The organism is Flavobacterium muglaense (assembly GCF_014305155.1).
Taxonomy (GTDB): Bacteria; Bacteroidota; Bacteroidia; order Flavobacteriales; family Flavobacteriaceae; genus Flavobacterium; species Flavobacterium muglaense.
Window position 1 is genome coordinate 36,598 of the sequence record NZ_JACRUK010000004.1, and the last position, 14,664, is coordinate 51,261.

The following is a 14,664-nucleotide window of genomic DNA, read 5'->3' on the forward strand; positions in this document are numbered from 1 at the left end:
AAAGGGTTCAACTTTAATTTCTAAAGTTAAACCCTTTCTTAATTTCAATTAGATTTGATTTAAGACTTAACTAGTTTATCTTTTTTCAAACTAGTTGGAGTCGTTTTCTTAACTACTGTTTTTGATTGTAAATCGTCCAAGACATTTAATGCTTCTTCAACATAAATATCTTTGGCCAATCCTTCATGCCAACGATCTCTTTTCTCCTTCAATACATTGTCTTTTTCCATTTGCGCCACCTCATAAGGCAAGGATGAAAAACGCAGTTTACTATTATACTGAGAGATTGGTTTGTATTTCTTCGCTTTCTCTTCAAGGTCGTTTTGTGCCTTTTTAAATTTATCAATATTCAAGCTATAAGTATTCTCTTCACTTCTACTATCAATCCATTTTGCATTTTCTTCAATCAATTGAAATTGTGCGTTACCAGCAATCCTATTTTTACTATTGGCTATCGCTTGATCAAAATTGGCATTTTTATTCCAAACAGTATAATTTGCAGCATCAATTTTATCCCAAGGCATTGCATTTTCCACATCACGTTCTCCCATTTTCAAGTATGCATAACGATCTGGCATCACCACATCACTACTAACACCGTCCAACTGCGTGGAACCACCATTAATTCTATAAAATTTCTGAGTAGTTGTTTTCAACGCACCCAAATCACCCACTGCACTATTACGAACAAACTGGTTTAGATCAATAACATTTTGTACCGTTCCTTTTCCATAAGTTTGCTTACTACCAATGATAATTCCTCTTTTATAATCTTGAATGGCTGCCGCCAAAATCTCAGAAGCAGAAGCTGAAAAACTATTAACCATAATCACTAGTGGTCCATCCCATTCAATCTTTGGGTCTCTATCAAAAAGAACCTCTTTTTTAACACCAGTCGACTTAATTTGAACGATAGGCCCTTGCTCAATGAACAAACCAGCAATATCAACAACAGTAGACAAAGAACCCCCACCGTCATCTCTAACGTCTAAGACGATTCCGTTTACACCTGCTTTTTTCAAACGATCTACTTCTAATGCAATATCTTTACCTGCATCTCTACCGTCTTTGTTTTCGAAATCAATGTAAAACTTCGGCAAATAAATCACCCCGTATTTCAAACCATTTTTTTCAACAACACTTGACTTAGCGTAGGTTTCTTCGATCTCAACAATATCTCTAATAATAGAAATAACCTTTACAGTACCATCTACTTTTTTAACAGTTAAACGCACCTCAGAACCTTTAGGTCCTTTTATTTTTTTAACAACATCATCAAGACGCATACCCACAACGTCAACGGGTTCTGCATTTCCTTGCGCCACTTTCATCACTAAATCTCCAGATTCTAATTGTTTGCCTCTCCATGCTGGACCTCCCGAAATTAATTCGGAAATTTCAGTGTAGTCATTTTTCTTTTGCAAACGTGCCCCAATTCCTTCTAACTTCCCACTGATGCTAACGTCGAAACGTTCTTTTTCTTCGGGAGCAAAATAATTAGTATGCGGATCAAAACGAGCTGTAATTGAATTAATGTAAACAGAAAACCAATCATTCCTATCCAAATCATTCATGAATCCAAAATACTCATCCAATGACTTCTTAGCATTTTCACGTGTATCTATTTCTAGCTCTGCAAAAGTTTTCACTTTAGTATCATCAGCTGCAGCTACTTTCTCTTTAGCAGCATCAACTGGCAATTTTTCAATGGTTTGCCCACCTACTAAACTGTCATTACTGACTTCGTTTGTGATTCCCTTTGCTTTGTTTTCTTGAAATTTCAATCGATCCGTTAAAGATGCAAGCGCAGATAATTTAAGTTGCTTGCGCCATCTGTCTTTTAATTCAGTCGTATTTTTAGCATAAGGTGCTTTTTCATAATCTGTATTAAAACTTTCATCGATAGTATAATCAAATGGCACAGCAAGAACGTCTTTGTACAACGTTTTACTCTGATTCATTCTTGTAATCAATCGATCGTAAGTCAAGTTGAAAAACGTCAAATCTTTATTGATCAACTGATCGTCAAGTTGCGTTTCAAACTGAGCGAACTCATCAATATCCGATTGCAAAAAGAATCTTTTTGACGGGTCTAAAGCCTGAATATAATCTTTATAAACCCCCTTAGAGAAGGCATCATCAATTGCAGCAGGGTTATAATGTCCTTTTTCTATGACGAAAGTCAATAATTCTAATAGTAATTTATCTTTTTCAGGATCCTCAGCATTCGAAGATTTGATTTTAAAAGCAAATAATGTGGCCGACAGGAATACAATTCCAAGGAGTATTTTATAATTTCTTTTCATAAAGTTAAGAATAGCATTCATCCAAAATTTTTAAACTAAGTTACGGTAAAATCAATGTGAACTACAATAGACACGCCATAATTTTTTGTTAAAGATATAAAAATGGATTTTGTTTTCCCTTTTAATCTTCGCCAATCATTATTTTTTGTTTTACTTTGTTTGATTAAATAGATAACAATTTTCGTTCCATTTTGACGATAAAACAGATAAAAAAACATGACTAAAAATAAACCCTTAATTTTAATTACCAATGACGATGGAATTTCGGCTCCAGGCATTCGTGCTTTAATTGACGTAATGTCACAAATAGGCGAAGTAGTCGTTGTTGCTCCAGACAAACCGCAAAGCGCCATGGGTCATGCCATTACCATCAATAATACTTTGTATTTAAATAAAATTTCTAAAGAATCAGACCCCGTACTAGAATACAGCTGCTCTGGAACACCCGTAGATTGTGTCAAGCTAGCGGTAAACGAGATCTTAAAAAGAAAACCTGATTTGTGTGTTTCTGGCATTAACCACGGATCAAACTCCTCGATCAATGTGATTTATTCTGGAACCATGAGTGCTGCCGTTGAAGCAGGTATAGAAGGAATTCCAGCAATAGGTTTTTCACTATTAGATTACGACTGGAATGCCGATTTTGACAGTATAAAATCATTTGTAAAAAAAATAACAACTGAAGTTTTAGAAAAAGGTTTACCCAAAGACGTGGTTTTAAACGTAAACTTTCCAAAATTGAAACAAGACGAAATCAAAGGAATTAAAATTTGCCGTCAAGCGAAAGCATTATGGGTCGAAAAATTCGACAAAAGACAAACACCACAAGGCCGAGATTACTATTGGTTAGCGGGAGAATTTGTAAACAAAGACAAAGGAGAAGATACTGATGAATGGGCATTAGAAAACGGGTACATATCTGTAGTTCCCGTACAATTTGATTTAACTGCACATCACGCTACTCAAGAACTTAATAGCTGGAACTGGAATGAATAAAAAAGACTTATTTATAGGATTAGGACTTGGACTTATAGCCTCCCTGGCAGGTTGCTACTTGTTTATTATTTTGGGAACAAATTACAATTTCATTGCTGGAATACAAATTTTAAAACAACAAGGATCACTGGGAAAACTCGTGACTTTGGGCTCCTTGCTAGACCTGGCCTTGTTTACCATTTTATTAAAAAAGAACAAAGAAATCATGGCGCGAGGCGTTGTTTTATCAGTAATTTTACTGGCTTTACTCACCTTGTTTTTATAAAATAAAAGGGATTTTATTTGACAGTCGCCTGGTCAATACTTAATTTTGAACATTCAAGTTTTTAACCCACTCAAATCTTACAAATGAAATACTACATTCTAGCCGGAGAAGCATCAGGAGATTTGCATGGATCCAATTTGATAAAAGAAATATTCAAGCAAGACAAAAACGCACAGATACGATGCTGGGGTGGCGACTTGATGCAACAAGCGGGAGCTGAACTAGTGTCTCATTATAAAGAGCGTGCTTTTATGGGCTTTGGTGAAATCATTAAAAACTTATCCTCCATACTCGATTTTATAAAATTTTGCAAGCAAGATATTGAAGACTACAAACCCGACGCTTTGATCTTTATCGATAATTCTGGCTTTAACCTTCGAATTGCTAAATGGGCAAAACCCGCAGGCTTCAACACGTTTTACTACATTAGTCCGCAAGTATGGGCTTCTAGAGCGGGTCGAGTAGAAACCATCAAGAAAACCATAGATCATATGTACGTGGTCTTGCCATTTGTTAAACCATTTTATGAAAAATACAATTATAACGTCACTTATGTTGGACATCCGTTAATTGACGCCATACAAAACCATCCTACTAAGGAGGCAAAAGATTTTAGAATCGAAAACAAATTAAGCGACAAACCTATCATTGCCTTACTCCCTGGAAGTCGTAAGCAAGAGATCACTAAAATGCTTACCGGCATGTTGAGCGTAGTGAATGATTACCCGGATTATCAATTTGTGATTGCAGGTGCACCCAGTCAGGATTATTCATTTTACCAACAATTTATTAAAAATGAAAATATTAAATTCATTTCGAATAAAACCTATGCTTTACTAAAGAATGCTACTGCAGCTTTAGTTACTTCAGGTACAGCAACACTTGAAACTGCTTTATTAAAAGTTCCAGAAGTAGTGTGCTACAAAGGAAGCTGGCTTTCATACCAAATTGCAAAACGCATTATTACACTAAAATACATTTCACTTGTCAACCTAATTATGGACGAAGAAGTGGTCACTGAATTAATTCAAGAAAAATTCACCACCAAAAACATCAAAAAGGAATTAGACAAAATCTTAGAACCCAACTACAAAAAACAACTTCTAGCAAAATATGAGGTACTTGAGCAAAAACTAGGAGGTGTTGGAGCCAGTGAAAAAACAGCTAAACTAATTATCAAAGACTTAAAAGCTCTTTTACAAAATCATTAAAACAATACATTTTGAATAAAATAATCTGCCTTTTCTTATTCCTGATACTATTCACTTCTTGTAAAACTAGTTCCAAAATAGTAACTACAAAAAGCAAGGCACACAGTAGCGTCTCTAATAGAAAAACCAGTCAATTAATAGACGATATTGTAACCACAGCAACAGATAACATCGGAGTGCGCTATAAAGCCGCAGGAACAACATCATCTGGTTTTGATTGTTCTGGATTAGTTTATAGCACTTTTAGTCAATACGACATTGCACTTCCTCGCACTTCGATAGAACAATCCAAAACAGGAACTGATCTAGGCAAAAACACCAATAAAGCACAAAAAGGAGATTTAATATTTTTTAGAACTAACAATAGATCACAAATAAATCATGTAGGAATCATTACCGAAGTGACAGATGACGAAATTAAATTTGTCCACGCATCGACTTCCAAAGGGGTTATAATCTCTTCGACCAAACAAGCCTACTATCAAAAAACTTTTGCACAAATCAATCGTGTTTTAGAATAAAAAAAAATATTTTGTAGCTAAAAAGCTGTACTTTAGAACAATGAAAGTACTGCAATTCCCTTTGGCACGAATAACGATTGGATTTATCCTTGGGATTTTGCTGTGTTTTTATACCACGCCCTCATTTAATTTGATTTTAGCAATAACTGCATGCACGTTTATTGGCTTTATTGTCGTCTACTTTCGCTGGAGCAAAACCAGCTATTTTGGTTTACTAACCTTCATTGTTGCAATTAGTTTGGGCACGATTACGCAAATAGCTCACACAGACAGCTACCAACCTAATAATTACATTCACAATCACTCCTCCTTTGAGCAATCACAAAATATTTCGATAGTCATAGGTGAACAACTAAAAAAAACCAATTTCAACGACCGCTATTACGCAACAATAACCCAAATAGGCAACAAAAGCAACTCGGGGAAAATAATCCTAAACTTACCCAAAGACAGCACCAATCACATTTTTGAGACGGGGACTTGCCTTCTAATCAAGGGAAAATTGATTCGCAACAACAAGCCATATAATCCCAACCAATTTGATTACGGTGCCTACCTACAACAAAAACAAATTTACGCACAACTGTATGCTACCAATGAATCAATAGCAATTGGTAATATGGTTCAAAAAGACATTTGGTATTACATATCCCGTTTAAGACATACCATCATACAGAATTTAGAAAAAAATAAATTCAACAAGAAGGAATTAGGCGTAGCACTTGCTCTAGTGATGGGCCAACGACAAGACATTTCACCCGAATTAATACAAGAATACCAATATGCAGGAGCTGTCCATATTTTATCCGTCTCAGGACTACATGTTGGTTTTATACTTTTATTTCTAAACTTATTGCTCAAACCGATTCCAAACACTAACAAAGGAGCTATTATAAAATTAATGATAAGCATTAGCTGCTTGTGGGTTTTCGCTTTAATCGCAGGTTTATCGCCATCAGTAGTGCGATCCGTAACCATGTTTTCATTTGTTGCAGTAGGCTACTATTTGAGACGGACATTAAACACCTACCACAGCATACTCGTTTCTATATTACTAATCCTTCTATTTCAACCTTCCTTTCTGTTTGATGTAGGTTTTCAATTGAGCTACTGTGCGTTGTTTTTCATTATTTGGCTACAGCCATTACTTGCAAGCATTTGGAAACCCAAAAAATGGCTTTCAAAATACATTTGGAACGCCCTTACTGTGTCATTTGCAGCACAACTTGGCACTATGCCGTTAAGCATTTATTACTTTCACCAGTTTCCCGGTTTGTTTTTCATTACCAATATTATCATTATACCACTAGTCTGTTTTATCATGGTACTGGGTGTTCTAGTATTATTTCTTGCTGCCTTTAATTACATTCCTATATTGCTAGCAAAACCGCTAGAATGGGGAATATACTATCTGAACACCATTATATCAACCATTGCATCCTTTGAAAAATTTGTATTCCATAATATCCCTTTTCACTTCTACCTACTACTGAGTTGTTACCTATTAATCATCAGTAGTATTGTTTATTTAAAAAAACCTCGTTATACTAGCTTGCTAATTGTTTTACTTTCGATCGTAACAATACAAATTAGTTATATGACGATCAAATATAACATTAGACAAGAAAAGGAATGGATTGTACTCCATGTGAAACGCCAAACCCAAATTGTAGAACGCCATGGCGAAGACGTCGTTTTATACCAGCGAGAGAAGGACTCGGCATTGTCCAAAAACAACACATTAAACGGCTACTTAGTCGCTAATTTCAGCACCATTAAACAAAGACAGAACCTCAAAAATCTATTGTATTGTAACGGAACTAAAATTCTTATTGTAGACAGCTCAGGGGTATACCCTACAACTAGCAAACCTGATATTGTATTGCTCACACAAACACCCAAAATTAATATGGATCGAATGTTAATTGCACTACAACCAAAGCTAGTAATCGCCGACGCCTCCAACTACAGAACCATACAAAACAACTGGAAAGAAAGTTGCTTACAACAAAAAATCCCTTTTCATGCTACCGCCGAAAAGGGATTCTTTAAACTAAATTGAATTTATTTTTTTTTGATAATTCCGTTAGCCACTTCTAACCAAGCTGCTGGACCTCCAGATACATAACCTGTACTTCCTAAACCTGCAAAATTAATCTTACCTTCTTTATCCACTGTCCCTTTGGCAAAATGAACTGTTGGAAAACCTTGTATTGCAAAAGCTTGTTGCAACTCGTCATTTTGTTTTTTAATTTCTGGTGCTTGTGGAGTTCTTCTTGGATAATCCAATTCGACTAAAACCACATTATCAGTAGCCCATTTTTTAAAATCAGGTGTTTTCAAGACTTCTTTTTGTAAACGAATACACCATCCACACCAATCGCTACCTGTAAAGAATAACAGCAGCGGTTTCTTTTTCTTGTTTGCTATAGTAATCGCTTCTTTTACATCAGTATGCCATTTTAAATCTTGTGCCTGCGCACTAACAATTCCAATACAGAATACTACTATCAAATATATTTTCTTCATAACTAATTTTATTTATACACAAATTTAAACAAAAATTATTCCACAAACTGTCGTCTACCTTACACCGTGCATTAATTTTTTCATCAATGGCGATAAAATAACCATTAATAACCCTGCTCCCATTGGAACGATGGTAAAAATGAGAAAAAATGTAGATAAACTATATTGCGTTGTAATTGTTTCAATCATTCCTCCCATTGATCCTGCAATTTTATTACCCATACCAATGAATAAATAGTATACTCCGAACATAATACCAATCCACTTAGCCGGTACTAACTTACTTACATAAGACAAACCAACTGGTGATATACAAAGTTCTCCTAAAGTATGAAATAAATAAGCCGCGATCAACCAAAACATACTTACACGAACTACAGAATCAGCATTGATACCCATACTTCCATACGCTAAGAAACCAAAGCCTAAACCAAGTAATGTTAATCCTAAACCAAATTTCATCGGCCCAGAAAGATTGTATCTGCTCTCCCACCATTTTGAAAATACAGGTGCAAAAACCACAATAAACAACGAGTTCAGGATTCCGAACCAAGTAGCTGGGACCTCTGTTCCTACTGCTGCATATTCTCTACCAACTTTCCACAATACAATTCCCCAAATTATTACAAAACTCAAAGAAAGTATAATATTTCCTTTAGAATATCTCTCAAACGTTTTTGAAAACAACTTAATCAAAACGTAAGTAATAATTAACAAAGGAACAATTGTCAATAAAGTATCCGCAATTTTAAACATCATGGCACTACTACCAAACAATTCTCTTTGCGTAAATTTTTCGGCAAAAATGGTCATAGACCCTCCTGCTTGTTCAAATGCCGCCCAAAAGAAAATAGTAAATACAGAGAAAATCAATACTGCTATAATACGATCACGAACAATATTAGCAGGAACTTTTTCAAGTGCTGCTTTATCTTTTGATTCTTGTTTAGAAGCTGCTGTAGGTTTTAAACCAATACTACCAAAGATATTTTGTGTAAAATAAAACTGTAGCATCCCGAAGAACATAAATATCCCTGCAAGACCAAATCCCCAGCTCCAAGAAATTTTTTCGCCTATGTATCCGCAAAGCATAATTCCTAAAAAGGCACCTGCATTTACTCCCATGTAGTACAATGAATATGCTCCATCTTTCTTTTCAGGATGTTTCTCGTATGCATTAGAAATAATTGAAGTCATGTTTGGCTTGAACAAACCATTACCAATTATTAAACAACCGATACCCACATATAGCATCGTTGGCGTCTCAAAAGCCATTGCAGCATGACCTAAAGTCATTGCCAAAGCTCCCAATATCACTGCCCAACGATATCCTAAATATTTATCGGCTAGAAAACCACCAACTACTGGTGTATAATATACAGACATGGTATACGTACCATACAATCCTAATGCGTCTTCAACGCTCCATGCCCAACCGCCTTTAGCAATTGAAGAGGTTAAAAACAATACTAGCAATGCACGCATTCCGTAATAAGAAAAACGCTCCCACATTTCGGTAAAAAACAACACGAATAAACCTGCTGGATGTCCTAAGACAGAATCTTTAAAAAATTGATCCGAAGTATCTTGACTCATATAAAACTTTTTTAATTGTATTGGAATAAATATTTATTTCTCGTTATCCTCAGCTCCGTGAGTTAAACGGTTTAGCGGCTTAAGCAACATCAAGAACAAAGCTCCTATGACAATTGTAAACACTAAGATCCCCAAAAACACTGCGTATTCTCCTAATTCACTCGCTGATTCACCTATAATTCCTGCTACTTTATTCCCTAAACCTGTAGCTGCAAAATACACACCCATCATTAACGAGGCATATTTCACTGGAGACAACTTCGTTATAAAAGACAGTGCCACTGGTGAAATACAAAGCTCCCCAATAGTATGAAATAAATACGCCAATACCAACCATAACATACTTGACGAACCTTCTTTTTCAAATTCCATGGTAGCAAAAACCATGAATAAAAAACCAAATCCCATGATAATAATTCCTATTGCCATTTTAAAAATCGATGAAGCTTCCTTACTTTTCAACTTACGATTAGCCCAATATGAAGCTACAATTGCTGCAAAAATAATAATAAAACCAGCATTTAAACTTTGGAACATCACCGTAGGAACTTCCATCCCTAATAAGTCTCTATCTGTTTTTGAGTCGGCGTATAAATTCATTAATCCACCTGCTTGCTCATAAGCTCCCCAGAAAATAATTACCATAATAAACGATAATAACAAAACTAAGAAACGGTCTTTATCTTGTTGAGAGTCTAATTCTTTGTAAATCATCATCATCAAAGCAGCAATCACTGTCAAGAAAATAAAAAACAAACCAAATCCCCACCCTAAAGCATACCATCCAAAAATAGATACCGCAGCAAGAGCAATCGTTATGAATAACTGTGTTTGTGAACTTAATAAATTTTTAAAAAGTAAACCGTATGAGCTCTGGTCAACAACAGTTTCTTTTTGCACTTCAAAATTACCTACTTGTGTCAAGTATTTTTGTCCCCATACATAAACTACAAGCCCCAACACCATTGCGATACCGGCTAAACCAAAACCAGCATGCCAACCCCATTGCGCTACAACAAAACCAATAACTAATGTAGCTAATAGAGATCCTGTGTTTATACCGATATAAAAAATACTAAATCCTTTATCTCTACGAATATCGCCTTGAGCATACAATCCTCCTACCATAGTAGAAATATTCGGTTTCAATAATCCAACTCCTAGAATCACTAATCCAAGACCCGTATAAAAAGCCCAAGTATATGTAAAGACCAGTACACCATGCCCAATACAAAGTATCACCGCTCCTAATAAAACTGCTTTTTTCTGTCCCAACAACTTATCCGCAATCATCCCACCCGGAATAGACATAACATACACTAACATCGTGTACCATCCGTACAAGGCTAATGCTTCTTGACTTGTCCATCCTAAACCTGGTCCTCTTGCGTCTCCCATTGTCTCGGTAGTCATATACAAAACCAGTAAAGCACGCATACCGTAGTATGAAAAGCGTTCCCACATTTCGGTAAAGAACAAGATGAATAATCCAATAGGATGACCAAATAAGGTCGATTGATGATCTTGCGTTTTAGTGTTTGACATAATTTATTTTTAGATTACTAATTATTTTATTTAACTTCTTGCATTAATTTTTTGATAAGAGGGGCAGAAACAATCAATATTACTCCAGCTATAATTGAATAGATTGCTAAATCATAATAACCTTCGGTATAAGACTGTAATTTTGAAACTAACGTTATCCCATTGTTAGCATTTGACATTTCAGCTCCTAATTTTCCAGCGAAAAATTGCCCAAAAGCACTTGCTAAGAACCACAATCCCATCATCATTCCAAAGAGCTTTTTGGGTGATAGTTTTGTAATTATTGACATCCCAATTGGCCCTAAACACAACTCCCCTAATGTAGTAACCAAATATGCAAAGGTAAATAGGTTCAATGAAGTGATTCCATTCACATCTGCAAAAAATCGTGTATAATAAAACAAGTAGAAAGAGGCTCCTAAAAACAAAAATCCTATTCCAAATTTAATTACCGTATTGGGTTCAATTTTCTTTTTCGCCAACCATAACCACAATAAACCGACCAAGGGACTAAATATAATTACAAATAAAGAATTGGAACTATTGTTAACAACATTTGGATCGATTTTAAAGAACAATAAATTATCATCCAGATTGTCTTTTGCAAATAAGGAGAGAGAACCACCACTTTGCTCAAAAATGGCATTAAACAATAAATAGAAAAAAATAAACAAAAAAGCGGCTATTAACTTCTTTTGTAAATTGATTTGCTTTAATTTAACAACCTCAAACCCAAAATAAACCATTGCTATTATACCAATGGAATACATGAAATAATCGGTGTAATCTGTATTTTTAACCATTATAAAAATAAATGGTATACACAGTAAAGAACCAATATAGACAGCAACCTCTCTTACTTTTCTTTTGGATGCATCTAAAGATATTAATGGAGAATCCCCTATAGGGCCAAGGTGTTTTTTAGTAAATAAAAAGGTTAACAACCCTAGTATCATAACTATTGCAGCAGCTAAAAAACATAATTTCCAGGAGTAAAATTTCCCTAAATAAATACACAAAGCACCTCCTAAAAGTCCTCCTATATTTATTCCGGCATAAAACATTCCGTAACCTGCATCTCTACGAGGATCGCTTTCATGGTATAATTCCCCTACCATCGACGATATATTAGGTTTAAAAAAACCTGTGCCGATAATTGAAAAAGCCATCCCATAATAAAACAGATCTATAGGAGAAAAGGCAATCAATAAGTTACCTAATATCATAACTATTCCTCCAAAGAATAAGGATTTTCGAAATCCCAAAATCTTATCGGCAAATATACCTCCAATAAAGGTAAACGCATAAACAAATGCTTGGATAGCTCCATATTGTAGATTGGCTGCAGCGTCATTTAACAAAAGCTGATCAACCATAAAAAATGTTAATACGCCTCGCATGCCATAGAAACAAAAACGTTCCCACATTTCGACTAAAAACAAGTACCATAATTGTTTTGGATACTTCCCTTCGAAATTTTGAATTTGGTCTAAAGATAAATTTGTTGTACTCATTTCCGGCTTACAGGTTAGCTTTAATAAAGTTGGTCATCTTGTTGTACAACTGAATTCTAGTGTAACCTCCGTAAATCCCGTGATTTTTATCTGGATAGATTTGCGAATCAAATTGTTTATTAGCTTGAATCAACGCTTCCATCATTTGCATCGAGTTTTGAACATGCACATTATCATCTCCACTACCGTGAATTAATAAAAACTTCCCTTTTAACCCATCAACATAATTAATAGGTGAATTATCATCATATCCACTTGCGTTTTCTTGCGGCGTATGCATGTAACGCTCTGTGTACACACTGTCATAAAACCTCCAGTTTGTTACTGGCGCCACGGCAATTGCCATTTTAAAAGTATCATTCCCTTTAAACAAACAGTTGGAAGCCATAAAACCACCAAACGACCATCCAAAGATTCCAATTCTTGATTTATCCACATAAGGGTAATTCCCAATCACTTTGGCAGCATCAATTTGATCTTCTACCTCATATTTCCCTAATTCCAGTTGCGTTACCTTTTTAAAATCGGCACCCTTGAAACCAGTTCCTCTACCATCCACACAAGCCACAATATAGCCTTGTTGTGTTAACATCATGAACCAATAATCATTTCCACTGTTTGTTTGGTTCGCTACTTGTTGAGAACCTGGACCCGAATATTGGTACATAAATACAGGGTACTTTTTAGAAGGATCAAAATCTTTTGGTTTCATGATCCATGCATTCAATTCGTTTCCTTTTGCTGTTTTTAAAACAAAAAACTCCTTAGCAGGCAAATCATATTTTTTAAGGCTTGACGCCAATGTAGCGTTATCTTCAATCACTTGCAATTGTTTTCCAGACTTAGCGTCATTTAAAGTATAACGAGTAGGCTGTTTTGCACTTGAAAATGTATTAATGTAGTATTGAAAATTAGGACTAAAAGTTCCCTTGTTTGTCCCCACTTCATTCGATAACACTTTCTTATTTTTTCCGTCTAATGCAATGCTGTAAATAGATCTGTTGATCGAACCGTTTTCTGTTGATTGATAGAAAACCGAATTTGATTTTTCGTCAAAACCATAATACGAAGTCACTTCCCAGTTTCCTTTGGTCACTTGGTTTTTCAACTTTCCGTTTTTATCGTATACATAAATGTGGTTGAAACCGTCTTTTTCACTCGTCCAGATAAAGCTATTGTCTTTCAAGAAAGTCAAGTTATCCGTTACATCAACATACGCTTTGTCTTTTTCGTTCAAAACCACTTTGGCTACAGCCGAATTCCCATCAATAAACAATAAATCTAAATTATCTTGATGACGATTTAACACCTGAGCCGACAGCACATTGACATCATTTGTCCATTGCATGCGCGCAATATAAAAGTCGTTGTATTTCCCTAAATCCACTTTTTTAGTAGCTGCTGCGGCAACATCGTAAATATGCAAAGAAACTTCGGCATTTTTCTCGCCCGCTTTTGGATACTTAAAAGTTTCAACGGTAGGATACAATTCCTGTCCAAACATCGACATCGAAAATTCAGGAACTTCACTTTCGTCAAAACGAATGTAAGCTACCTTTTTACTGTCCTTACTCCAATCGAACGCTTTTACAAAAGCAAATTCTTCTTCATAAACCCAGTCGGTAATTCCATTAATAATCGCATTCTTCTTTCCATCAATAGTGATTTGAGTCGAAACTTTGGTAGCTAAATTGTAAACAAAAAGATTGTTGTCTTTTGCGTAAGCGATCATTTCTCCATCAGGAGAAAACGTAGGTTCTTGTACTTGAAAGTCGAATAATTTAGTTAGTTCTTTATTCGTTGTATTGTATAAATAATAATCCGCCGTAAAAGAGTGACGGAAAATTTGATTGGTATTGCAAGCTAGCAAAATCATTTTTTCGGTAGCGTCAAAGGTATAACTATCTATTGATGGTAAACCCGCATGATTTTTAGTATCAATTAAAGTAGCTGTCTTTTTTAGAGTAGCAAAATCGTACAAATCAATTTGCATCGACCGCGTTGCACGATCAGCGTTTAAAACCGTGTATTGATTCGAATTTTTCAAAGATTGTAATTCGTCCATTCCTTGCTCTCTAAAAGCACCCCTAAAAATCTCATCGACTGTGATTTTTTGCTGTCCAAAAACAGTAAAACACAAAAATAAAAATAAGACCGAAAATTGTTTAGATTTCATAATAT

General features: G+C 35.2%; 11 protein-coding genes. 5 read left to right on the forward strand and 6 right to left on the reverse strand.

The window, feature by feature from the left end:
- Positions 1–59 precede the first annotated feature (59 nt).
- Positions 60–2,327, reverse strand: a complete 2,268-nt coding sequence (locus H8R24_RS02935; RefSeq protein ID WP_187017084.1) for a carboxy terminal-processing peptidase — start codon at positions 2,325–2,327, stop codon at positions 60–62.
- Between the two features lie 195 nt (positions 2,328–2,522).
- Here H8R24_RS02935 and surE point away from each other — a divergent pair, with 195 nt between their 5' ends.
- From surE to H8R24_RS02960, 5 genes are all read left to right on the forward strand, one after another.
- The gene (gene surE / locus H8R24_RS02940) at positions 2,523–3,302 is read left to right on the forward strand and encodes a 5'/3'-nucleotidase SurE (RefSeq protein WP_187017085.1); all 780 of its coding nucleotides are present in this window, start codon (positions 2,523–2,525) and stop codon (positions 3,300–3,302) included.
- On the forward strand, positions 3,295–3,567 hold the full coding sequence (locus H8R24_RS02945; protein ID WP_187017086.1) for a hypothetical protein: 273 nt from the start codon (positions 3,295–3,297) through the stop codon (positions 3,565–3,567). The genes surE and H8R24_RS02945 overlap by 8 nt, the downstream gene beginning before the upstream one ends.
- An 83-nt stretch (positions 3,568–3,650) precedes the next feature.
- Entirely contained in the window at positions 3,651–4,778 is a 1,128-nt protein-coding gene (lpxB, locus tag H8R24_RS02950; protein WP_187017087.1) for a lipid-A-disaccharide synthase, read from the forward strand.
- 11 nt (positions 4,779–4,789) lie between these two features.
- A complete protein-coding gene (locus H8R24_RS02955; protein ID WP_187017088.1) occupies positions 4,790–5,299 on the forward strand; it encodes a C40 family peptidase in 510 nt (169 codons plus the stop codon).
- A 40-nt stretch (positions 5,300–5,339) separates the two neighbouring features.
- The gene (locus tag H8R24_RS02960; protein WP_187017089.1) at positions 5,340–7,361 is read left to right on the forward strand and encodes a ComEC/Rec2 family competence protein; all 2,022 of its coding nucleotides are present in this window, start codon (positions 5,340–5,342) and stop codon (positions 7,359–7,361) included.
- A gap of 2 nt (positions 7,362–7,363) precedes the next feature.
- Here H8R24_RS02960 and H8R24_RS02965 read toward each other — a convergent pair whose 3' ends face one another.
- From H8R24_RS02965 to H8R24_RS02985, 5 genes are read right to left on the reverse strand one after another with little or no spacing between them, the layout of a single operon-like run.
- Positions 7,364–7,828: a thioredoxin family protein gene (locus H8R24_RS02965; RefSeq protein ID WP_187017090.1), complete on the reverse strand. Its 465-nt coding sequence runs from the start codon at positions 7,826–7,828 to the stop codon at positions 7,364–7,366.
- 54 nt (positions 7,829–7,882) lie between these two features.
- Complete coding sequence (locus H8R24_RS02970) at positions 7,883–9,424, reverse strand: peptide MFS transporter (protein WP_187017091.1); 1,542 nt, start codon at positions 9,422–9,424, stop codon at positions 7,883–7,885.
- A gap of 33 nt (positions 9,425–9,457) precedes the next feature.
- A complete protein-coding gene (locus H8R24_RS02975) occupies positions 9,458–10,969 on the reverse strand; it encodes a peptide MFS transporter (protein ID WP_187017092.1) in 1,512 nt (503 codons plus the stop codon).
- Positions 10,970–10,995: 26 nt separating this feature from the next.
- Positions 10,996–12,483, reverse strand: a complete 1,488-nt coding sequence (locus H8R24_RS02980) for a peptide MFS transporter (protein WP_187017093.1) — start codon at positions 12,481–12,483, stop codon at positions 10,996–10,998.
- 7 nt (positions 12,484–12,490) lie between these two features.
- Positions 12,491–14,659 (reverse strand): S9 family peptidase, encoded by a 2,169-nt coding sequence (locus H8R24_RS02985; protein WP_187017094.1) that lies wholly within the window; start codon positions 14,657–14,659, stop codon positions 12,491–12,493.
- Positions 14,660–14,664 lie beyond the last annotated feature (5 nt).